This window comes from Nonlabens ulvanivorans, assembly GCF_000732625.1.
In the GTDB taxonomy this organism is placed as follows: Bacteria; Bacteroidota; Bacteroidia; order Flavobacteriales; family Flavobacteriaceae; genus Nonlabens; species Nonlabens ulvanivorans.
Genome location: NZ_JPJI01000031.1, coordinates 1 through 476, shown reverse-complemented (window position 1 = coordinate 476; position 476 = coordinate 1). Strand labels below are relative to the sequence as shown.

Genomic DNA, 476 nt, shown 5'->3' with positions numbered 1-476 from the left:
ATCAATCTGGTTTATACACATTATGACAGATATATCGCTGGTGGCGCAGTTCCTACTAAACCATTAAAGCTTGAAACGATTGATCCTTTAAAAGCGGATAATTTCTTAGATCGTCGTGAGATGGGAATCATCAACGTAGGTGCCACAGGAACGGTAGAAGTAGATGGAACTAAGTACGAGCTAGCTCATAAAGATGCTTTATACATAGGAATGGGCGCAAAAGATGTCATTTTCCATAGTGTAGATGCTAGTGATCCTGCAAAATTTTATATCAATTCAGCTCCAGCACATCAATCGTATCCTACTCAAAAAACAAGTCTTGCCGAGGCTAATAAAATAGAACTAGGTAGTCTAGAAACAGCAAATCACAGAACGGTTTCTCAAATGATTATTGGCGGAATTATTACTACCTGCCAGTTACAAATGGGAATGACAGAATTGAAAGTAGGAAGTGTATGGAATACCATGCCAGCTCA

General features: G+C 38.9%; 1 protein-coding gene. It reads left to right on the top strand.

What is annotated here, in order from left to right:
• Positions 1-476: 5-deoxy-glucuronate isomerase (locus tag IL45_RS07225; RefSeq protein ID WP_036582200.1), on the top strand; the 476-nt coding region annotated here is incomplete at both ends.